The organism is Saprospira grandis str. Lewin (genome assembly GCF_000250635.1).
Classification (GTDB): Bacteria; Bacteroidota; Bacteroidia; order Chitinophagales; family Saprospiraceae; genus Saprospira; species Saprospira grandis.
Genome location: NC_016940.1, coordinates 3773800 through 3795319 on the forward strand (window position 1 = coordinate 3773800; position 21520 = coordinate 3795319).

General features: G+C 46.3%; 10 protein-coding genes. 7 read left to right on the forward strand and 3 right to left on the reverse strand.

Annotation, left to right across the window (positions count from 1 at the left end; translation table 11 throughout):
• Positions 1 to 1150: 1150 nt before the first annotated feature.
• From SGRA_RS16710 to SGRA_RS16725, 3 genes are all read left to right on the forward strand, one after another.
• Positions 1151 to 3430 carry an aconitate hydratase gene (locus SGRA_RS16710; protein ID WP_015693977.1) on the forward strand — a complete coding sequence of 760 codons (2280 nt, stop codon included), beginning with the start codon at positions 1151 to 1153 and terminating at the stop codon, positions 3428 to 3430.
• A gap of 329 nt (positions 3431 to 3759) precedes the next feature.
• Entirely contained in the window at positions 3760 to 4731 is a 972-nt protein-coding gene (locus SGRA_RS16720) for a DUF3137 domain-containing protein (RefSeq protein ID WP_015693979.1), read from the forward strand.
• A 236-nt stretch (positions 4732 to 4967) separates the two neighbouring features.
• On the forward strand, positions 4968 to 7781 hold the full coding sequence (locus tag SGRA_RS16725; protein WP_015693980.1) for a T9SS C-terminal target domain-containing protein: 2814 nt from the start codon (positions 4968 to 4970) through the stop codon (positions 7779 to 7781).
• A 521-nt stretch (positions 7782 to 8302) separates the two neighbouring features.
• Here the strand turns inward: SGRA_RS16725 and SGRA_RS16730 are convergent.
• The 3 genes from SGRA_RS16730 to SGRA_RS16740 form a co-directional block, all read right to left on the reverse strand.
• Positions 8303 to 11530 (reverse strand): efflux RND transporter permease subunit, encoded by a 3228-nt coding sequence (locus SGRA_RS16730; RefSeq protein WP_041329975.1) that lies wholly within the window; start codon positions 11528 to 11530, stop codon positions 8303 to 8305.
• 189 nt (positions 11531 to 11719) lie between these two features.
• Positions 11720 to 12841, reverse strand: coding sequence for an efflux RND transporter periplasmic adaptor subunit (locus SGRA_RS16735; protein ID WP_015693983.1), 1122 nt, complete (start codon positions 12839 to 12841; stop codon positions 11720 to 11722).
• 334 nt (positions 12842 to 13175) lie between these two features.
• Positions 13176 to 14270: a tetratricopeptide repeat protein gene (locus tag SGRA_RS16740; protein WP_015693984.1), complete on the reverse strand. Its 1095-nt coding sequence runs from the start codon at positions 14268 to 14270 to the stop codon at positions 13176 to 13178.
• A 1548-nt stretch (positions 14271 to 15818) separates the two neighbouring features.
• On the opposite strand from SGRA_RS16740, the gene SGRA_RS16760 reads away from it, so the two are divergent.
• The 4 genes from SGRA_RS16760 to SGRA_RS16775 are packed head-to-tail and all read left to right on the forward strand — an operon-like array spanning position 15819 to position 21458.
• Positions 15819 to 17675 carry a coiled-coil domain-containing protein gene (locus SGRA_RS16760; RefSeq protein WP_015693989.1) on the forward strand — a complete coding sequence of 619 codons (1857 nt, stop codon included), beginning with the start codon at positions 15819 to 15821 and terminating at the stop codon, positions 17673 to 17675.
• Positions 17676 to 17720: 45 nt separating this feature from the next.
• Positions 17721 to 19562: a CHAT domain-containing protein gene (locus tag SGRA_RS16765; protein ID WP_015693990.1), complete on the forward strand. Its 1842-nt coding sequence runs from the start codon at positions 17721 to 17723 to the stop codon at positions 19560 to 19562.
• Between the two features lie 57 nt (positions 19563 to 19619).
• A complete protein-coding gene (locus SGRA_RS16770; RefSeq protein ID WP_015693991.1) occupies positions 19620 to 20687 on the forward strand; it encodes an ATP-binding protein in 1068 nt (355 codons plus the stop codon).
• 12 nt (positions 20688 to 20699) lie between these two features.
• Positions 20700 to 21458, forward strand: coding sequence for a carboxypeptidase-like regulatory domain-containing protein (locus SGRA_RS16775; RefSeq protein ID WP_015693992.1), 759 nt, complete (start codon positions 20700 to 20702; stop codon positions 21456 to 21458).
• Positions 21459 to 21520: the final 62 nt, after the last annotated feature.

Here is a 21520-nt window from a genome sequence, read left to right on the forward strand (position 1 = left end):
TTATATGTAGAAAAGGAGCTAATCCCAAGGCCCTCTTTAGAGGGCTGTCTGAAAAAGCTAGCCTAGGGGCTTGTCCCTAGGCAGCAAAAAGGAGAAACACAAAATTTTAAACAGACTCTAATAGTCGCCTAGGCGCAGGATATTAGTCCTTCAACTTTTTCTTGGAGGAAGAGGGGGACGAGAATAGAGCAGCATTTTTTACTGGCAATAAAGCCCTATATTAGAATATATTATGGGCCGATGGTTTTAACCTAGAGGTCTTCACATTATATAGTCGCCTAGGGACAAGCCCCCAGGCTAATCCACTGGAGTCAGCCCTAAAGGGCCTCAAATTGTGATTTACGGCCTTGCTCAATTGTTATATGTAGAAAAGGAGCGAATCCCAAGGCCCTCTTTAGAGGGCTGTCTGAAAAAGCTAGCCTAGGGGCTTGTCCCTAGGCAGCAAAAAGGAGAAACACAAAATTTTAAACAGACTCTAATAGTCGCCTAGGCGCAGGATGTTAGTCCCTCAACTTTTTCTTGTGCCTTTAGAGAGGGGGGAGTAACCTCTTTAGAATTAGTTGGTTTTCTGGCCATGGGCTGAAGCAGAGGCTGTCCATTTGGCCTTTGCCTGCGGCGGCTTCGCCGCCTGCTAGCTGTGGCTGCAGGTTGAAACCAGCAGCCAATTTAGGTACAGCAGAGCTAGCTCCTCAGCAACAATTGGCCTGCAGCTTGAAAGCCGCAGGACCTGAAAACCAAATATATCCTTTCTACAACCAAAGCAGGGGCTTTTAAGCCGCTGCGGCAAGAAAGACCAAGGCCCAAGAAGAATGGCTGCGGCCTTTAGGCTGCAGACAAACGGCCTAGCGATGTGCAGCAGTGGCCGAAGGCCAGACCGAGCCAGCTTGCTGGCGAAGGGCCGAGCGAGTAGCGAGCTGCGCAACGTAGCGCCCGCCGCAGGCGGGAGGCCCCAAAAAAAGCAGCAGCAGCAGAAAAGCAAAAACTATATCTAAAAAAATAGATTAAGGAAAACGAAAAAAAAGATTTGGCGCTGAAAAATGACTAAAAAAATGTATTTTCGCAACGACTAGAATAGGGAACCTCAGGCGAACATTATTTGGTCTGGGGTTCTGAACACCTTTTTTTTCATTGCAAAAATTTAGCGTATCCTATGGCATTCGACATTGATATGATCAAAGCGGTTTATGCTGCTTTACCCAAAAAAATTGAGGCTGTGCGCGAACGTTTGGGCCGTCCGCTCACGCTAACCGAAAAAATTCTTTACACTCACTTGGATCAAGCTTCTCCTTTGGAGAATTATGGCCGGGCCAAGGATTATGTATTCTTCTCTCCCGATCGAGTGGCGATGCAAGATGCTACTGCCCAAATGGCGCTTTTGCAGTTTATGATGGCGGGCCGCGACAAGGTGGCTGTACCTTCTACTGTACACTGTGATCACTTGATTCAGGCTAAGGTGGGTGCGGACAAAGATTTGGAAGTAGCCAACGACAAGAACGAAGAAGTTTATGACTTCCTTAGCTCTGTCTCTAATAAATATGGTATTGGTTTCTGGAAGCCAGGAGCGGGTATCATTCACCAGATTGTTTTGGAAAACTACGCCTTCCCCGGTGGTATGATGATCGGTACCGATTCTCATACTGTAAATGCTGGTGGTTTGGGTATGGTCGCTATTGGTATTGGTGGTGCCGATGCCGTAGACGTAATGGCTGGCCTCCCTTGGGAGCTTAAAATGCCCAAATTGATTGGGGTAAAATTGACAGGTAAATTGGGTGGTTGGACCTCGCCCAAGGATGTTATCCTCAAAGTAGCAGGTATTATTGGTGCCAAAGGCGGTACAGGTTATATCGTAGAGTACTTTGGCGAAGGTGCCGAAAGCATGTCTTGTACAGGTAAAGGAACCATCTGTAACATGGGGGCTGAAATTGGAGCTACTACCTCTACTTTTGGTTATGATGCTTCTATGAAGCGTTATCTAGAGGCTACTGGCCGTGCCGATGTAGCTGAATTGGCCGAGGGCGTAAAAGAGCATCTCACTGGTGATGCTGCTGTTTATGCAGATCCTAGCCAATACTTTGATCAAGTGATTGAAATCAACTTGACTGAGTTGGAGCCCCACCTCAATGGTCCTTTCACTCCCGACCGTGCTTGGCCTATTTCTGAGTTTGCCAAAGCGGTAAAAGAAAATGACTTCCCTTCAGTATTGTCTGTAGGTCTGATTGGTTCTTGTACCAACTCTTCTTATGAAGATTTGAGCCGTGCGGCCTCTGTGGCTCGTCAGGCTGCTGCCAAAAACCTTAAAGCTAAGGCGGAGTTTACGATCACTCCTGGTTCAGAATTGGTTCGTTATACTGCTGAGCGCGATGGTTTGCTAGACAATTTTGAGGAAATCGGAGGTATGGTTTTGGCCAATGCTTGTGGTCCTTGTATTGGTATGTGGGACCGTGTTGGTGCCGAGAAAAAAGAGAAGAATGCCATCATTCACTCTTTCAACCGTAACTTTGCCAAGCGTGCCGATGGTAACCCCAACACCCAAGCTTTTGTAGCTTCTCCTGAGTTGGTAACGGCCATGACGATCTCTGGCGATATGTGCTTCAACCCCCTCACAGACAAATTGACCAATGAGAATGGCGAAGAAGTCATGCTCGATCCTCCCACAGGTGTGGAGCTTCCTCCCAAAGGTTTTGATGTAGAAGATGCGGGCTATGTTGCTCCTGCCGAAGACGGTTCTGGAATCAATGTAACGGTAAATCCCGAATCTGACCGCCTACAATTGCTTACGCCCTTTACGCCCATCCAAAAAGAGGAAGTAACTGGCATGCGCTTGTTGATCAAAGCCAAAGGGAAGTGTACTACCGACCATATCTCTATGGCTGGTCCTTGGTTGACTTACCGCGGTCACCTAGAGAATATCTCTGGTAACTGCTATATCGGTGCGGTAAACTTCTTCAATGAAGAAACCAACAATGTAGCTAACTACGCTGAAGGCGCAGAAGCTAACTACATGGCCGTTCCCGATTCAGCCAAAACTTATCAGAAAAAAGGTATCGGCACCATCGTTTTCGGTGAAGATAACCTAGGTGAAGGTTCTTCTCGTGAGCATGCGGCTATGGAGCCCCGTTTCTTGGGCGTTAAGGCCGTTGTGGTAAAATCTTTTGCCCGTATCCACGAAACTAACCTGAAGAAGCAAGGGATGTTGGCCCTCACTTTTGTGAATCCTGCCGACTATGACTTGGTTCGCCAAGATGACCTCGTGAGCATCACTAACTTTGAGACTTTTGCTCCCGGCAAAACCCTCAATATCGAGCTCAAGCATGCAGATGGTACCGTTGATAACATCGAGGTACAACATTCTTACAATGCACAGCAAATCGAATGGGTGAAGGCTGGTTCTGCCCTCAATAAAATCCGTGAAGAAATTGCTAATGCCTAGGCATTAAGTCAGTTTTAGGAACATAAAAAAGCAACTGCTCCTCTTGAGGGGTAGTTGCTTTTTGTTTTTTTTGGGGCCCGCGGCCAGCAAGCTGGCCGCCGCTATGCTTCGGGGCTCGCAGGTCTGCTCGGCCCTGCGGGCTCCACTTCGTTTCGCCCTGGGTCTGGCCTTCGGCCACCCGCTCCGCAGCGCTGGGCCGAGGGGCGGCTTCGCTCTGGGCAAAGCAAGAGAAGATTAAGGGAATTTTAAAAAAGCTAGGGCCATCATTTTAGGGAAAAAACAAAGGGAAAAGTTATATTTGCGATTCGTATTATCATAAGACCTGATTGATGAAAAACCTTGAACAGTTAAAATCCTCTATGCAAGAGGTCATCGAGCGCTTAGAAGCAGAGCGGAAACGACAATTAGCAGCCTTTAAGCTCATTCAAAAGCTCCTTGTTATTCCTATTATATTATTTGTTGCTGCCGCAGCAAGTATGCTCATTATTCCTCAGTTTTGGTATTTGGCCATTGCCCTAATGGTAGGGGCCTCGGCACTCTTGGGCTGGATGTATGTCCAACAACTCCAAAAACCCAAACAGCTGTATAGAGAACAGTTCAAATCACAGTTCTTTAAAGAAATGGTGGCCAATTTCTACCCTAGCATGCACTATCAGCCCAATAACTATGTGCCCAAGGTAGATTTCTACAAAAGCCACCTTTTTCATGGCAAAGCCAATGAAGGCTACACTGGAGAAGACTATTTTTCTGGGGTAGTAGCAGGCATGAATATGCGCTTTTCAGAGGTAAATGCTCAGCAGCTAGTGGGCAAAAATGAAGTAACCCTCTTTAATGGGATCTTCATGGTCTTAGATATTCAAACCCAACTAAAAGGGGCCACTTTTATCGTTCCAGATAACTACGAACAGTGGTTGGGCCAACTAGCCGTTAAAATTCAGGACCAACTGGATGTACTCCGAGAGGGCGATTTGCTGCATCTTGACAATGCCCCCGATTTTGAGAATAAGTTTGCTATCTATTCTACCAATACTCCAGAAGCCAAGATGATTCTTACTCAAGAACTCATCGATTCAGTGCTTTGGATCCGAGAAACCTTTGAAAGCCAAATTTCTTTGGCCTTCCAAGATCAACAACTCTATATTGCTATCCCCTTGGGCCATGAACGCCTCTTTGAGCCAGAACTAAACAAAAGCCTTACCGCCGATAATGAAATGCTGCAACGCATCTTTGCCGAGCTCAAAAGCTGCTTTGACCTAATTCATAAGCTGCCCCTAGACCAACTCCGAAAAACAAAGAATTAAGGGCTTGCCCTTAAAATAAGGCCTCGGCCTAACTACTTGTCCCACATGGTACGTTAAACCTATGTGGGACAATTTTTGTTGAATCCCTAGCCAAAGGCTATCAGCTGTTCGTTTTCTATTAGCCACTTCTTTCTATAATATGGCTATAGCCAATAAATGGCTAAACTTGTCAGTCTGGTCACTAAAAAAAGAAAACTTTTTCCCTAGCTTGACCTTAAACGCTCTAACTATTATCTATGAAGCAGCTTTTCTTATCATCGCTTTTTCTCCTCGCCAATTTGTCTATGCTCTGGGCTACTCATAACCGTGCAGGAGAAATTACTTACCGCCAAACTGGTCCACTCAGTATCGAGGCCACTATTGTTACCTATACAAAGATTAGTGGACAATCTGTTCATGCCGACCGCACTGAGCTCGACCTGAGTTGGGGCGATGGGACCTCCTCTACGGTGTCCAGAGATTATTTTGTTATGCTACACCAAGATATTCGTATGAATGTCTACACCGCTACGCATAGCTACCCCGGCCCCAACCCTGGCGGCCAACCTTATGTGATGGGCATGCAAGACCCTAACCGAAATGCCGATATTCTTAATGTAAATAATGGGAACTCGGTCAATGTAGCCTTCTATGTGCAAACAGAGGTTTTCCTTTTTCCCACTTCTATTTATGGCAATAACAACTCGCCCATCTTACTCGAACCCCCAATCGATTTTGGGGTGGTGGGCCAAGTATTTCAACATACGCCCAATGGCTATGACCCGGATGGAGATAGTGTGGCCTACGAATTAGTGACCTGCCTTAGCGATCTGAATAATCCAGTTCCCGGCTTTTTACCCGTAAACGCTATTGGCCCAGGCGCTAATAATACTTATACCTTTGACCAACAAACAGGGCTCTTTACTTGGAATACCCCGCAGGTGGCTGGAGAGTACAATATCGCTATCCTCGTCAAGTCTTACCGAAATGGAGCCTACCTAGGCGGAATTATCCGAGATATCCAAATCGAAATTAGAAATGCCCAAAATACCCCCCCCGAACTACAAGTACCCGAGGAAATTTGTGTGGAGGCTGGCGAACTCATCGATTTTGATGCCATCGCCCTAGATAGCGATATCCCCGTTCAACCCATTACGCTTACGGCTACAGGTGGCCCTCTAGAATTGACCAATGGGGCCGCTACCTTTAGTAATACTACTGGTTTTACACCCGTTTCTAGCCGCTTCCGCTGGCAAACCAACTGCGACCACATCCAACAGCAGGCTTGGCAGGTGGTATTTAAAGCTAGAGATTCTTTGATGACCAATAATGGCCTAGATGCTTCTTTGGCCACCTTTAAGGTGCTGCGCATTAAGGTGGTGGCCCCTGCGGTCCAAAACTTACAGTCTACGGTTAGTCCCGGCCAAGTGGACCTTAGCTGGGATGCCCCCTATCTTTGCGAGAGTTCTGCAGGCTTTTTGGGCTTTTCGGTCTGGCGAAAATCTAGCTGCGATAATACCGAACTAGATTCTTGTACCGTTGGATTGCCCGGCCTGGGCTATACCCAAATTAACTTTGGGGCCTTAGTCACTACGGTTGGCGCTTCAGGAAACTATGAGTTTGTCGACCCCAATGTGCAGTCTGGCGGGATTTATAGTTATCGGGTTTTGCCCGAATTTGCGACCCCCGTTCCTGGAACCAATAACTTTTTAGGACCTGTCTCTGGCCGTAGCTCTGCCGAGCTTTGTGTGCAAATGGCCCAAGACCTTCCCCTAATGACAAATGCAGATGTAGAAAGTACCGATTTGGCCAATGGCGATATCTTGGTCCGTTGGGCCAAACCTAGAGCCACCGAACTAGATACTAACTTTACGGTGCCGCCTTATCGCTACGAGCTCTTCCGCTCAGAAGGACAAAATGGCGCTAATTTTCTCTCTACACCCATCTTTAGCTCCACTAACTTTAATAGCTACTCGGCCCTAGCCGATACCCTTAGCTTTTTGGATACAGGACTGAATACTGAGGAAAATGCCTACTCTTATCGGGTCGCTTTTTATGCCAATGGGGATACAGTTGGCGCCACTAGTCTGGCCTCTTCTATCTATCTAACGGTCAATGCTACTGACCAAACCAATGAGCTGGTCTGGACCGAAAATGTGCCTTGGACCAACACCCAATATGTCGTTTTCTTAGAAACCCCCACAGGCAGCAATAGCTACACGGTTCTCGATACCGTGAGCAGCCCCACTTATGTGCATGAAGAGCTAGAAAATGGAGAAACCTACTGCTATTATGTAGAAAGTATCGGTAGCTACGGTATTCCCGATGTCTTTTCGCCTTTGCTCAATAAATCGCAGCGGGCCTGTGGCTCTCCGCTAGATACCTTGGCCCCTTGCCCCCCTATTGCGGTGGCGGCGCTTTCTGGTTGCGAGGCTTTTGATGATGATTCTGATAAGGAAAATCGCGGACTTTGCGAGGGCTTTATCCGAGAACAAACCGATATGGCCAATACGATTAGCTGGCAGCGACCTACAGATAGTTGCGGGCTCGATATTGCTGCTTATCGCCTCTATTTTGCGCCCTATTGTGATAGCACGGCCTATGAATTGGTGGCCGAAATTACGGATCTTAGCGATACCTTCTTTATCCACCAACCTGCCAATTACAATTTAGCGGGCTGCTATTATGTAACTACTGTAGATTCTGTAGAGGCCAATGGGGGTGGCAATGAGAGTGTGCCCAGTACAGTGGTCCAAAGCGATAACTGTCCCTTCTATGAGCTGCCCAATGTCTTTACGCCCAATAATGACAACGCCAACGACTTCTTTGGTCCTTGTTTGCCTAGTCGCTATATCGAGGCCGTAGATTTCCGGGTCTTTAACCGCTGGGGCCAGGAGGTTTTCCGCACAGAAGATCCCGCCATCAATTGGGATGGAAAGGATCAGCAGACGGGCCAAGACCTAGCCGAAGATGTGTATTATTATACTTGCAAATTGCAAATCAATTGTATGGATTGCGATAAGGTGGCCCCACTTAAGGGCGTAATTCACCTGATCCGCAATGCCCGATAGCCTAAGAGCATTTACTTAGCTTTTTATAGCCCTAGCGAAAGTTAGGGCTATTTTTTTGTCTTTTTTTTGGGGCCTGCCGCCTTTGGCGGCCGGGCCCTTGCAGGGCTCGCAGGTCTGCTCGGCCCTGCGGGCTTCGCCCTGGGTCTGCCGCTGCGCGGCCCCCTTTCAGCCCCCTAGGCCGTTTGGCCTTCGGCCAGCCCTAGGGCCAAGGCCCTAGGCTATCGAAAAAATCGCCATCCCCTCATTCGAGGGGATTTTCTGTTCCACTAGGCTCCATCAGCAAAGAAGGGCTAAAATGTTTATTTATGGAGGGTTTCAACCTACAGGCCCATATAGCAGGCCCCTAGGGCCGCAGGCCTAGCGATGTGCAGCAGTGGCCGAAGGCCAGACCCAGCCGCCTTTGGCGGCGCAGGGCCGAGCAGACCTGCGAGCTGCGAAACGTAGCGCCGCAAGGCGAAGCCGCAGCGGAGGCCCCAAAAACAAAAAAAGCCCCAGCAAAAGCTGAGGCTGCTATAATAGATTTAGAATAAATTCTTAATCAGGACTAAGAAAGCGATGATCACCACTAGGCCAAAAAGCCAAAGGAAAAAGTGGTTTCTTCGGCCTTTGTGGGCGGCTTCCACCTCGATGGGCGAAAACTGCTCTCCGGTCCAGAACTGGGCCAGCAACCATTTGTAGCGGTTGGCCAAGAGCAGACAGGCGGGCAAAAGCAAGAGCGTAACCACCGTGGCCACCAACAAACCAAAGGCCACCGAAATAGCCATCGGAATGAGGAACTGCGCTTGGAAACTAGTTTCTAGCATCAGTGGGCCGAGGCCCAAAACCGTCGTTAGGGTGGTCAGTACAATCGCCCGGAAGCGAGAGCGGCCCGCTTCAAAGGCGGCCTGCATAGGTTCTAAGCCCTCTTTGATAAAGCCATTGTAGGCCGAAACGAGGACTAGGGCATCATTGACCATAATTCCGATCAGGGCGATAATTCCGAGCACCGAGAAAAAGCTAATTGGCGCATCCAAAAACCAGTGTCCCCAAACCACACCAATTAGTCCAAAGGGAATCATGGCAAAGACAATCACCGCTTGGCCGATAGAGTTGAAGGTAAGGGCCACGATGATAAACATCAGGATGAGGATAATGGGCAAGACCTGTTGGATAGAGTTGGCGCTCTTCATTTGCTCCTTATTTTGGCCTTCAAAAGAGAACTCTACAGAGGGGAACTGTGCCTCTAGGCGGGGGGCAATTTCCTCCTTAATTTCTGTCGTGATATCAGAAACCGAGACCTTTTTATTGGCAATATCGGCTTCTACCTTCACCTCTCTTTTTCCGTCGAGGTGCTTAATACTCACCACCCCGCGTTCTACCTTAAAGTTGGCAATTTCGGAGAGGGGGAATTCGCGGCCATCGGCAAAGCGGATGCGCATATTCTCTAGCTGACCGATATTAGAGCGGTCTTCTGTTTTGTAGCGCACCCAAACGCGGACCTCATCTCGGCCTCTTTGTAGGCGTTGGGCTTCGGCACCAAAGAAACCGCCACGGACCTGGGCCAGCACCTCTTGTAGATTAAGGCCTAGTTGGCGGCCTTTATCATTGAGAGAAACATTGATTTCTCGGAGGCCGGGCTGGTTGTCATCCAAAACATCCTTGAGCCCCTCGATAGCGTCAAGCTCCTTTTTGAGGGCCTCTACGGCTAGGTCCAGGTCCTTAAGATTATCGCCTAAAACCGCCACCGAAACGGGCTTACCAAAGACCGAACTACTTCCATAAGAGAGGCTTTCGGGCCCCATGAGTTGCCCTACTTTTTTGCGGATGGCATCTTGAATCTCGAGGACGGGGGTAGCGCGTTGCTCGCCATCCATCAGCGTAATGGCCAGTTTACCATTATAGCTAGCGGGACCTAGACTGCGTTCAATTTTCTCAATAATATCTTTGCCATCTTCTCTTTGGGCCTTATAATCTTCATTGACCTCCCAGGCTTTTTTCTCGATATAAGTAAGGAGTTCATTGGTCGTTTGTTCTCGAGTTCCCGCAGGCATGGTCAGCGTCACATCTACATTATCGCGCTCAATGAATGGGAAAAAGGTGGTTTTGACCAAGCCCCCACGGACCGCCGCAATAGATAGAATCATCAGGCCAAGCAAAACGGCCACGGGCAAACTTCTTTGTAGGCCCGTTAGGCAAAGCCGAAGAACAGGAGAGAAAAGACGGTCTCTCATCCAGCCCATCAGGGCATCCATACCCCCAATTAGGCGGTCAAAAAACTGCTCGAAAAGCGTCTTTTTGGCCTCTCTGGCCATGGCTCTAGAGTGCGCCAAGTGTCCTGGTAAAATGAGCATGCCCTCCACCAAAGAAAAGATGAGCGTCATGATCACCACAAAGGCCATATTGCCAAAGATATCTCCAATTCGGCCCTCAATAAAGAAGAACATAGAGAAGGCAACCACCGTCGTTAGAATGGCAGAAATTACAGCGGGCAAAACCTCCATGGTCCCTTCTAAGGCCGCTTGGTTTCGGTCCATCCCTTGCTCATATTTGGCATAAATATTTTCGCCAATTACAATTCCATCATCTACCAGAATACCAATCACGAGAATCATCCCAAAGAGCGAGACGACGTTAATGGTCAAATCGGCAGAGCTACCAATAATAAACATACCGGCAAAGGAAATGGGAATAGCCGCAGCCACCCAAAAGGCAATACTCCAGTGCAAAAAGAAGCCTAGGGCCAAAAGGACCAAAATGAAGCCGATCACCCCATTTTCTACCAAGAGGTCAATCCGTTGCTGCAAGGTCACCGAGCCATCTCGGATCGTCGTGGCTCGAATAGGGCCTGCTTGTTGGTTGTATTCATCGACATAATTGCGCATGTAGTCGGCAATAGTCAAAAGGTCCTCTTCATCGGTGTTTTGAATGGTGATCACCACCGATGTCTCCCCATTCATAAAGCTGCGCTCGGGGTCATCGGCCCATTTATCCTCAATATCGGCCAACTGATAAAGGTAAATAATCCCTCCATCGGCTGTATTTCGGACCGGAATATTCTTCAGCTCTTCAGCATAATAGCCTTTGTTTCGGGCCCGCACCAAAAGCTCTTCTTCTTGGCCCTTAATGCTTCCCCCAGTAATCTCTAGGTTGCTGGCTTGTACTGCTGCGGCCGCCTGCTGAAAGCTAATGCCGTAACGAATGAGGTCCTCTTCTCGAAAAGCCACTTCAATTTCTTCTTCTGGAAAGCCAGAAAGAGTCACTTTAGACATAATTGGGGTGGCTCTGAGCTCATCCTCAATCTGCCGAGCTTCCATTTTCAGGGTTTTCAGGGGCACATTCCCACTCAGCGCAAAGCTAAAGGTAAAGTTTTTATTCTCTTCCTTATATATGCGCAAAGATTCCATACCGGCCGGAAAAGAGCTAATCTGATTCACGGCATTTTCCACATCCTGTTTCACCAGATCAATATCAAAGCTACTATTGATTTCAACGGTAACGGAGGCGGCATTTTCAGAAGAGACCGAATTGACCTGTTCAATACCTGTCAAGCCTTTGAGGTTCTCCTCAATTTTTAATACAATCCCTTGCTCAATTTCTTCGGGAGAGGCCCCGGGCAAAACGGCTTGTATGTTAATAAATTTCTCGGGGGCAGGCGGAAAAAAGGTCGATTTCATATTCTTCAGGCCAAAAAAACCAAAGAGTAAAATCACGACCATCAGGATATTGCCCGCAATCGAGTTTTTAATAAAAAATGATACTATAGATTTCATAATGAGCTTATCGTTAGAATATGTTTTTGGGGCTGCCCTGGCCTTTGGCCAGGTCGGGCTGTGCATGGGCTCGCTATTCGCTCGGCCCATCGCTTTTTTCGCTTTGCTCAAAAAGCTCGGTCTGGCCTTCGGCCACCCATTACCATCCCTCAGCCGTAGGCCCTTCGGGCCTGAGGCGGCTGCGCCGCCTTATTGGGCCAATTCTACTTTCATGCCTTCATAGGCTGCCGGAAAAGGCTCGGCCAATAGCGCTTGGCCATCTTCTAAGCCTCTAACAAGGGCCGTTTGCTCCGAGATTTTTACCGTCTGAACAGCAGCCAAGGCTAAGCTTTTTTCTTTACCGCCTTGAATAACAAAAACGGCCGTATCTCCACGCAAAAGCTTACGGGGAATCTCGACCACATTGGCTAGGCGGCTGGCGGCCACCTCTCCAGTCAAAAACATATTTTCTTTGAGTTTTGGACCAGCCACTCGGATAAAGATTTTTACGGTTTGGCTGCTCGCATCAATGGTACTAGAAATTCGGCTGATGCTGCCATTCCATTGCCCAGCAATATCTTCCGATTGCAATTGGACCTTATCGCCCAAGTTAATGTACTTCAGATCGACCAAAGGAACAGAAGCCTGCAACTCATAGGCATTGATGTTCATCAAGCTACCAATCTTTTGGCCTGCCCGAATCAAAGAACCCGTATTGATCAGGGCCTCTGTGAGCTCCCCAGAAAAAGGCGCCCGCAATTCATATTTACTCAATCGCTCTTCGGCACTCTTAATACTATAATATTGATTATAGATGTTCTTTAGGGCCAAAAAGTCTTTCTCCCGCTCCGATTTAGGCTCGGGCAAATCGGCAATAGAACTTTTGGGGTTGAGCTGGCTGCGATAGCTCTCCCATTGCTCCAAACTCTCCGGAAAATCAATCTTGATATCGGGCAACATACTGGTAATCGTACTCAATAGCTGAGCACGCTGGGCACTCAAGTTGAGCTCGGCCTCCTTTTGGTCCACCTTAATGAGCAGTTCGCCCTTGGCAAAGCGAGTCCCTACTCTAAAGGGCTTGGAGCTAGCTAGTAAACGACCGCCCACCTCAGAAAAAAGCTCGGTCTTTTCAAAGGGAATAAGGCGACCGTACAACTGTACCTCGGTCTGTATCTCTTGGTTCTCTACCGGAATGGCCTGAACCTTTTTCAAAATAGCGGCTGTCTCAGCCTTTTTTGGCGTTTCTGCACGCTTAGATAGTCCTCCTGCCATAATGAAGGAAAGAACTAAGATAAGCACTGCTACTGCAGCAATAATAATTTGGCGAAGCATATAAAGGGTGTTTCAAACATCATTTTGGTTATCAATAGCGCAAAGCTAACAGTTTTCGCTTTTTTTTTGTTGTGCATACATCCATTTGCAAAACTTTATGATTTCTTAAGTTTTAGCCCTTTTAAATTGATAGACAGCAAGTTGTGGCCTTTAACTAAGGTTTTAGGCCGCTAAAAAATAGATGAGTCCCTTTATTTTATAGATGTTTGATACAAATGCTAGCTAGGCACAATGGTTAGTCAATTTTAATTAGTTAAATTAACACCCTAATTCTATTCGATAATAGCTGAACGAGAAATGGCCGCTAGACTTCTATCTAGCGGCCATTTCTCTCTTAATCTTGCCCTCGTTCTTCTTCTATTTTCTGAATGATAACCCGCAGCTCGGTATCATTGAGCATATTGTCTTTTCCTTCTTCGGTACCCGAAAAAATATAGTAGGAGTAGAGTTTTTTCCGTCCTTCTTTTTCAAATTCCTTAAAAAAGGGCTGATAGACCTCGCTGTACAGTTCTTTTTCCTCTTCTTGCAAGAGGCTGCCCTCTGATAAGAGGATATCCCAGGCCGTCTCGGTTAATACTGCCAATTGCTCAAAATGATTTTTTGCACAGATGTTAATTTCATCATTGCTCAATAGGACTGCTCGACTAAGCGGCATCATAAATTCTAAGGAGTTGGGGTTAAAATCTTCTCCCTCCGATAGAGGAGGAAGTGTGATATTCATTTGCGGAGCTCGTTTTTCTTCTTTGGCCTTTAGCAGTTCTTGGCAATCTTTTTCCCAACTCTTACCAAAAAGGTATTGCTCTAAAAAACTGATGGCCACATCGGCCTTGCTGTTTTCTGGGTCCAAAAAAAGACCGAAGGTCATGGCCATAAGGGCTGCATCCATATGGGCCAACTTATTTTCTACTATACCCAATAAAACAAAATCGCGGCCGACCGCATCGCCGCTTAGGCAGATCTTTTTCAGCCATTTTTGACTTTCTTCAAACTGATCTGCTCTTAGCTCAAGAAAAGCGTAGTTGCGCAAAAAAATGACCCGTTCGCCATGCTTTTTAATGGCTTTTTTGGTCAGCTTGCGTAGCTTTTTATACTCTTTCTGCACCAAATAGTTATTGGATATACGCTGAAAGGCATAGTTATAAAGCCGGTCGCTACTCTTTAGTACCTTAAAGGCATACTTATTCGATTGATCGAGCTCATTTTTCAGGTTATAACTAAAGGACAATTCGCTGTAAAATAGGTCTTTGTTTTCTTTGCTACAAAACTTTAGCCCTTCTAGGTAGAGCTCAATAGCTTTGTCATAATTCCCCGCATCATGTCGCTCTAGCCCTTTCTCATAAAGGTCTCGGACTTTATCGGAAGAAAATTCAATTTGGGCAAAAATAGGGAGGCTCCATCCAAGGAAGAGGAGCGCAATAAATGTTCTCATGTTTTTAGTTTTTAATGTTCTCAATACTTCTTTAATACTCCTCTAGATGTTAAGATACATTTTTTTGGTGTTTTTGGGGCCTCCGCCTCGCTTCGCTCGTCGGCGCTACGTTCGGCAGCTCGCTGCTCGCTCGGCCCTGCGCGGGCAATGCCCGCTTGGTCTGCGGCTTTGCCGCACTGCCTACCATCGCTAGGCCAGTCGCTTCGCTCCTTTGCGGCGGCTTTGCCGCCTGCTGTTCATCGCCTAGGGGCTTGTCCCTAGGCGGTAAAAAGGGGCGCATACAATATTTTAATATTAGTCACTCAACTTTTTCTTGGGCGTTTTGAAAAAAGGGGGGAAGAAAGCGTCTTTTAGCGGTTGGGCAGTTTTGGGCCCATGGGCTGAAGCCCATGGTTGCGGGGCTATGCAAAGAGCGGGCTAAAGCCCTTGTTTGCTGGAAAATGGAAAAAATTTAGCTCCAAGAAAAAAAACTTTCAAATAGCGGCTTTCAATTAGCAATGGGGTTAAAAACAATAGAATTTTTTCTTCGGTGAAAAAACTGCGGTGGTCTGTAGGTTGAAACCTACAGCCAGGCAACAAAAAGGCATTTCATTTTAAATGGAGGTTTAAAAACCACCATAAAAAAACAGGGATGAAAATTTTTTTTGGGAAAAAACTGGCCGAATGGCGATGAATAATTTCTATTCCATTTTTTTATGGGTCGATGGTTTTAAACTAGATCGCTATAGCATATTATATTGACCCTAGGGCCAAGGCCCTAGGCTAAAATAGAGTCACCCCCTCCTTCGAGGGGGCTTTTTTGTGGGATCGCCAATCACTGTTTCAAATAACGGCTTTCAATTAGGCTCAAGCCTAAAAACAACAAAATAAAAAGAGGCCCTCTTTAGAGGGCTGATAAAAAAACTTAGCCTGGGGGCTTGTCCCTAGGCGATGAATGGATTTTTTCCTCGACGAAAAAACTAATGGATCCAAAACCACTAAGAAAAAAACAACCACCAAACCACAACCGCAAAGAAAAATCCCCTCGAATGAGGGGATGATAATTGGTCCCTATGAAATTTATGGGGCAGAAATAATGGCAATTGTTTTTATTCCTGAATTTTTTTGTGGAGTTATTTTACGGCCATGGGCTAAAGCCCTTGTTTGCAGGGAAATGAGAAAGGATTAGCTCTAAGAAAAAAAACAGCAAAACCGCCGAAGAAAAAAGCTCCAAGAAAAAAAATAGATGAGCGGCCTAGCGATGCGAAAGGGGGCGGCGAAGCCGCAGACCAAGGCCGTTAGGCCGCAGGGCCGAGCAGACCTGCGAGCCCTGAAGCGTAGCGCCCGCCGCAGGCGGGAGGCCCAAAAAAATAAAATAACAAAAAGGGATACTATATATAAGGTATAAAAAAGAGAGAGGCCCTAAAAAATTGGGGGGCAGAGAAAAAGCGGCTGAAAATAAAAGGCATCTGTTTATTGGGGCAAAAGGAGATGAAAAAAAACAGTGTTTTTCTAAGAAAACTTTATATTTTAGGGTTTCTCCATTGGACAACCATTGAATTGAACTAAATGACTTTTCAAGAAGCCCTCAACAACCTTTTTAGCTTTGACAGCTCTAGTCAAGGCCTAGCCTTTGGCTTTATTTTATTGCTCAGCTTTTTGTTGGGCCTATTCTTTTGGTGGCTGATTGTGCAGCGACCGCAGAGAAAGCGTTATGAACGCAAATTGGCGCAATTGAATGAAGAATTGCTCAAGCAGCGCAAAGAACAGGAAGAAGCAGAAGACAAGCTACAGGTTTTGTCTGCCGAATTGCGTCAGTTGCAAGTAGAAGAGCGCAAAAGAGAGAAAGCGCTGGCGATACAGACAAAAATGGCGCAGGATTTAAGTGCGCAAGAAAAATCGTTGAAGCAAGCCAAGGCGGCTGCAGAACAGGCCAAAAAAGCGGCCGAACAAGAATTGGCCGAGTTAAAACAGCTCTATAAACATGCGCAGCGCGAAAGTTTGGGGGCCAAAGAAGCCGAAGCATTGGCGGAAGAGATTCAGGCCAAGGCGCAAAAAGAAATTGATAGCTCAAAAGCCTTGATGAAACAGATTGAGGAAGAAAGAGAAGCACTTTTGCGCCAGTATGAAGAGCAAAAATCGGCCTTGCATTGGGCGGAAGAAGAGTTGGAAATGCGCAAAAGCGAAATTGAAGACTTGCAAACGGAATTGGGTCAGGCTTTGAATGAATTGGCGGCTCAGGCCGAGCAGCCCAATATTTTGGCAGAAGAAAACGAACAGCTCAAAGAAGCTTTTGAGGAATTGGAGAGCCAGCTCAAGCAATTGGACCAATTTCAGGAAGAAACTTTGCCCGAAGACCCCGAATTGGACCAAAGAATTGAGGAGCTGCTTGAATTTGCCCAAAGCGCCATGGCCGAAGCGCATTTCTATGAAGAAATTCCAGAAGCTGATTTAGTAGAAGATGAAGAACTACTGAATGAAAAACTGGCTAAAATTTCATTGGACAAAGCAGAAGAGGAAGCTGAATTTGCAGAAGAATTGGAGGCCGAAGAAGCGGTAGCCCTAGAAGAAGCTTTGGCTCAGGCCGAAAGCAGCATGCAACTAGCTGGATTTTTTGAGGCCTTTGATGAAGCTGTCATTTTAGAAGCCGAAAATAGCGAAACGCTTTCGGAAGAAGAACAAATGCAAGCGGCTTTAGAATTGGCAGCGGCCAATATGGAAATAGAACAGGAAGAAACTGATTTTATTGAAGATATGGCCAAATTGGAAGAACAATTGGCCCAGGTTCCGGAAGAAGAGCCTCAAACAAGAGCATTAGCAGAGAATATCGAAATTTCTGAAGAAGAAGCGGCGCAGATGGAAGCCGCCCTTAGTCGAGCCAGCGAAAGCATGCAGGCCGAAGGATTTTTTGCGCCCATGCAAGAAGCGGTAATTTTAGGCGAAGAAGAATTATCTATAGAAGAAAAAGCCGAAGAAGCTTTATTGATGGCCCAAGATAATGCCGCCTTAGAACAAGCCGAAGAAGAAGTGGTAGAAGATATGGCCAAGTTGGAAGAACAGCTGGCACTTTTGCCCGAAGAAGAACCCGCCGCCAGAGGTTTGGCCCCAAAAGAAGAAGAAATTTTGGTGGATGAAGGCCAAGCACTAGAAATGCAATCGGCTTTGCAATTGGCCGAAAAAGCCTTGAATCAAGAAGGTTTTTACGGCAGCATTCCAGAAGATGAACTTTTGGGAGAAGAACAAAAAGATGATTTATCTAAAATAGAAGGTATGAGTCCCGCTTGGCAGGCCAAATTGGAAAAAGCGGGAGTACATAGCTATCAGGAAATAGTACATTTGAGTTATCAGGCGGTGGCTCAGGAGCTCAACATTCCGCAAGACTTGTTGGACCAATGGGCGGCAAGTGCAAAAAAGTTACTCGCCTAATAAACGCCTTTAATTGTACGAATTTCTAGTACTCTACAGACTATCATGAACGAACGTCCAGTTATTTTACTCAACTTTGCCAATCAGCAAGATGCGCATTTGGATCTACTCAAAGAAGAGAGTAGCCGCCTCAATGATATCTTGAGCATCGCTCATGATCAGGGCAGCATAGAACTCTATAGAGAGGAGAGCGTTAATGTGGATCAGTTGATCAAGGCCCTCAATCGTTTTAAGGAGCGCATTATTGTTTTTCATTATGCGGGCCATGCCGATGGCAACAGCCTACATTTTGATGGAGATACTGCCGAAGCGGTGGGCTTGGCCGAGTTGTTGGGCCAATTGCCCAATCTTAAATTTGTATTTCTCAATGGCTGCTCTACGCAAGCCCAGGTAGATTATTTGTTGGAAAAAGGGGTGAAGGCCGTGATTGCTACTTCTGTGGCCATTGCAGACGATAAAGCTTTGCTTTTTTCCGAAACCTTTTATCGCGCCCTAGCCAATCGATCGACTATCGATTCGGCTTTTCAATTTGCTGTAGGCGCTTTGCGCACCCATTTTGGCAATAGTTTTACGGCCCGAATATTTATTCAGGGCGAGGAATTTGACCGTTCTGCGGCTATGCCTTGGGGTTTATTCTTAAATAAAGAAGCCAGAGCTGTTTTAGATTGGAGTTTGCCTACTTCTGTAACGCAAATCGACAATATCAAGCCGCCAGTTAATCCAGACTATACCGTAAATAGCTATATGCTGGATGTTTTTGATGAGATGTGTCATTATGACCCTAAGCTTAAACCTTTGGCGGAAGATTCTTTTAGTGGCGAATTGGATGAGCGTTTGGCCTTGGCCCTAATCATCGAGCATTTTCCTTGGCCCATTGGGGTACAAGTGCGTTTGTTGCTCTCTAAAGAATCGGCCATAGATGAATTATCGATGGAGCGCTTAGAGCAGTTGCTGAGCACTTATGTCTATACCACCCAATTTCTCTATTACATTGCGCTCTCTCAGCTTTGGGACGAAAAAAGGAAGAGCAACATCAGTGTGCGGCCTTATCTCATGGACCTTTTGCATCATGATGCCCGAACTTATCAGCACTTTGATTATCTCAAGCATTTTATCTCTATTGTGCAGCTGTTGCAAAAAGAAAATAAAGCCCTTTTTGTAGAGGAATTTGCAGAGATGCAACAAGCTTTTGAAGATAAAAATGAGTTTTATGATGCCTACCTCTATTTAGAGTCGCTACGAGCGAAAATTCGTCAGCAAACGCCCGAGCAATTGGCGGCAGAACTGCCGCAGCTTTGTGCCGATGGCGAATACTTTTTGTCGGCTATTTTGATTAAATCGGCATTTTTGGTCAATTATGATTTACTGACCATCCGAGATATTCGAGTCATTAGCTATCGCTATCAAGATCCTAAGTTTGACCACTATATCGCTCGCCTCAATGCCAAAGTAAATGATTTGGCCGTGAGCAAGGCCCTACAAGCTCGCTCCTATAAGGATTACGCCAATAATGCTTCGGTCATTTTGAGCCGAAATATGCAAGATCCTAAAGATTTTCTCAATCTTTCTCCCTTTATCATTGATAAAAATGCTTTTGGCGAAGGGATGACAGAAGATCGAGCCACAGAACAGCAGCTGTTTACCTACGCCTACCGAGAAGGAGAAGAGTTTCGCTATTTTAGTACCGTCTACTCCATTTATCGGGTGCATGAACGGCCCAAAGACCAACTCACGACCGCCAGCGAACAGCCCAGAGCGGCTAGAGGCGGCCGAGATCGCCGAAGAAGATCTTCCAGAAACCGAAGAAGAAACGAAGAGGAACCACAAAGCCCATTGGATATCCTCAAAGAATTGTTCTCTCTCTTTGAAGAAGACCTGAGCCGATAACCCCAAACCTAATTCCATTCATCGCCCACGCAGTTTTCTAAATATAGATGTAGCCCTATGGTGAAGCAGATAAAAAGTCCGTTTAAATTTCTAGATGCCTACGATCAATCTGATCGAGATATCTTCTTTGGCCGTGAACAAGAAACGCAAGAGCTCTATGACCGCCTCTTTGAAACCAATGTGGTCCTCTTATATGGAGCTTCTGGAACTGGAAAAACCAGCCTGATTAACTGTGGTCTAGGAAATGAATTTAGAGCCAGCGATTGGTTCCCCATTTTTATCCGACGCCGTGATAATATTATGCAGTCGATTAAACAAGAATTACATCGACATGCCGTAAGAAAATTACCCGAAGAAAGCAATTCTATCCACCTTTTGCATTCTTTGTACCTCGATTATTATAAACCCATCTACCTGATCTTTGATCAGTTTGAAGAGATTTTTATTCTGGGCAGCCGCCAAGAACAAGAGGATTTCTTCGAGTTATTGTATCAAATTGAAGAGCGGGATCTCAATGTGAAGATCATTATCTCGATGCGGGAGGAGTATATCGCTCAACTCTCCGAATTTGAGAATATTTATCCCAGCCTTTGGGATAACCGCCTGCGCATTGAACGCATGAGCCTCAAAAATTTGCAGGGAGTTATTCTCAATACCCTCAAAGCCTTTAAAATTGAGGTGAAAAATGAAGAGGAGTTGGTCAATAAAATCGTCGAAAAGGTTCGAGGTAAAGATAAACAGGTCGATTTGGCCACCCTGCAAGTCTATTTGGACCGACTCTACCGCCTAGATGTTGAAAGAAGAGGAGAGGAGGATCGCCCGATCCGCTTTGATCTGGAGTTACTCGGAAAAAGCGGCAATCTCGAAAATGTGATGGCCTTTTTCCTTGAAGAACAATTGAGCGAACTAGAAAAAGAGCTGCAAAATGAAATGGGCGTCTCGGAAGAGGGCATCCCCATGGATATTCTCTTTACCATGGTCACAGATAATGGGACCAAACAGGCGGTGGAACTCGATAATGTCAAAAAAGAGTTGAAAAGAGCAAAGAACATTGACCCCAAGGTGGTCGATTTTTGCATCTCTCGTTTTAAAGAGATGCGCATTCTTCGCGAATTGAACGAATAAAATTCCCCCAATATGAAAGTAGAAATTGTACACGATAGCCTCGCCCTCATTATTTATGAGAAAACCTCCGCCGAAGTGAAAACCCGGATGAAGGCCCTCAGTATGCTCCAAAATCGCTTTTTCTACTATAAAATGAATGAAAATATGGTCCTCGGCCAAGCCGAGCTCTCTTTCATTCGCCCCTTTCTTGAAGAGCTAAATCTTCGGACCGAAGAACGAGCCTTTATTAGCAAAAGCCAAGCAATTCTAGACCGCCAAGAGCGCCAAAATAGGATGCGCAAAAATGCGATTATTCTAATGGGCGCCACCCTCATCATGACTCCCTTTGCTGTTTGGGGCTGGTATAATGCCTCTTTGGCCCAAACTGAAGCCGCTATGGCACACAAAAAAGCCGAAGAAGTAAAAAAAGAAAATGAGGTCTTTCGTAAAGCAATTACCAAAAGTGGCAACCTCAAAATTAAACCCCTGCCTCCCGAATCGGAAGGCGGCACCGCCCAACTCGAAATTGGCTACGCTAGCCTATTTATCGAGGGCCGAGTTAAAGACGAAAATGGCCAAGGCCTCTCTAATGCCCAAATTTTCTTTATGGGCGCCCAGGTCCGCAGCGACCCCAAAGGGTTTTTTAAATTCAATCTGGTCCTGCACCCCATAGACCTGACCAAGAAAAATATTGTCCTAGAAGTCAAACGAAAAGGCTATCTCCCCAAAGAACAAGCTATCAAAATTCAACCTAAATTGAAGTTAGATATCGCCCTAGAAAAAGTAGAATAATGATGTTTTGGGGCCTCCGCTGCGGCTTCGCCTTGCTGCGGTTATTCCCTTCGGTCATCGAA

Excerpts from the sequence above, each read along its gene's own strand:
- SGRA_RS16710 (WP_015693977.1), top strand. The coding sequence starts at position 1,151 with ATGGCATTCGACATTGATATGATCAAAGCGGTTTATGCTGCTTTACCC.
- SGRA_RS16720 (WP_015693979.1), top strand. The coding sequence starts at position 3,760 with ATGAAAAACCTTGAACAGTTAAAATCCTCTATGCAAGAGGTCATCGAG.
- SGRA_RS16725 (WP_015693980.1), top strand. The coding sequence starts at position 4,968 with ATGAAGCAGCTTTTCTTATCATCGCTTTTTCTCCTCGCCAATTTGTCT.
- SGRA_RS16730 (WP_041329975.1), bottom strand. The coding sequence starts at position 11,530 with ATGAAATCTATAGTATCATTTTTTATTAAAAACTCGATTGCGGGCAAT.
- SGRA_RS16735 (WP_015693983.1), bottom strand. The coding sequence starts at position 12,841 with ATGCTTCGCCAAATTATTATTGCTGCAGTAGCAGTGCTTATCTTAGTT.
- SGRA_RS16740 (WP_015693984.1), bottom strand. The coding sequence starts at position 14,270 with ATGAGAACATTTATTGCGCTCCTCTTCCTTGGATGGAGCCTCCCTATT.
- SGRA_RS16760 (WP_015693989.1), top strand. The coding sequence starts at position 15,819 with ATGACTTTTCAAGAAGCCCTCAACAACCTTTTTAGCTTTGACAGCTCT.
- SGRA_RS16765 (WP_015693990.1), top strand. The coding sequence starts at position 17,721 with ATGAACGAACGTCCAGTTATTTTACTCAACTTTGCCAATCAGCAAGAT.
- SGRA_RS16770 (WP_015693991.1), top strand. The coding sequence starts at position 19,620 with ATGGTGAAGCAGATAAAAAGTCCGTTTAAATTTCTAGATGCCTACGAT.
- SGRA_RS16775 (WP_015693992.1), top strand. The coding sequence starts at position 20,700 with ATGAAAGTAGAAATTGTACACGATAGCCTCGCCCTCATTATTTATGAG.